The following is a 680-nucleotide window of genomic DNA, read 5'->3' as shown; positions in this document are numbered from 1 at the left end:
CATCATGCCCAGCAGCACGCTCTTGCCCACGCCGGAGCCGGCAAACAGGCCCAGACGCTGGCCCTGGCCAACGGTCAGCAGACCATTGATGGCGCGCACGCCCACGTCGAGCACATGTTCGATCGGCTTGCGCTTGAGCGGGTTCAGCGGTGCCGGGTTCAACGTGCCCCAGGCGAGGTCTTCATGCGCGCCCAGCGGCCCCTTGCCGTCGAGCGGCTCGCCGTTGGCGTCCACCACACGGCCCAGCAGGCGCGGGCCCACGGGCAGGAACTTGCTGTGCGAAATCGTCGGATCGGCGCCGTCTTCGCTCGACACCGGCAGGCGTTGCGGCTCCAGCGGGAACACGCGCGCACCGGGCACCACGCCCACCAGATCCGTTTGCGGCATCAGGAAGGCGCGCTCTTCGGCAAAGCCCACCACTTCGGCCAGCACGTGGCGGCCGTGCGGGAGTTCCACGCGGCACGCGCTACCCACCGGCAGCTTCAGGCCAACGGCTTCCATGACGAGGCCGGCCACGCGCGTGAGCTTGCCGCACGTCACCACCGGGCGCGCCAGACGCGCACGCTGCGCGGTCTGCTGCAGGTGGGCTTGCCACACGCGCAGGTTGGGATTGTTGGCGGCGGGCTGCACGATGTCAGGCGACATGGAGTGCGCCTCCTGCAACGCGTTCGGCTTCCGAC

The 680-nt window shown here is 69.9% G+C and carries 1 pseudogene; it reads right to left on the bottom strand.

The features are described 5' to 3' along the window. Positions 1-645, bottom strand: a pseudogene (locus tag FUT88_RS13015) (flagellum-specific ATP synthase FliI); the annotation flags it as partial. Positions 646-680: the final 35 nt, after the last annotated feature.

The sequence above is a fragment of the Ralstonia sp. TCR112 genome, from assembly GCF_007997035.1.
Lineage (GTDB): Bacteria > Pseudomonadota > Gammaproteobacteria > Burkholderiales > Burkholderiaceae > Ralstonia > Ralstonia edaphi.
The sequence above is the reverse complement of the archived record's forward strand: the minus strand, read 5'-3'. Positions and strand labels throughout refer to the sequence as shown.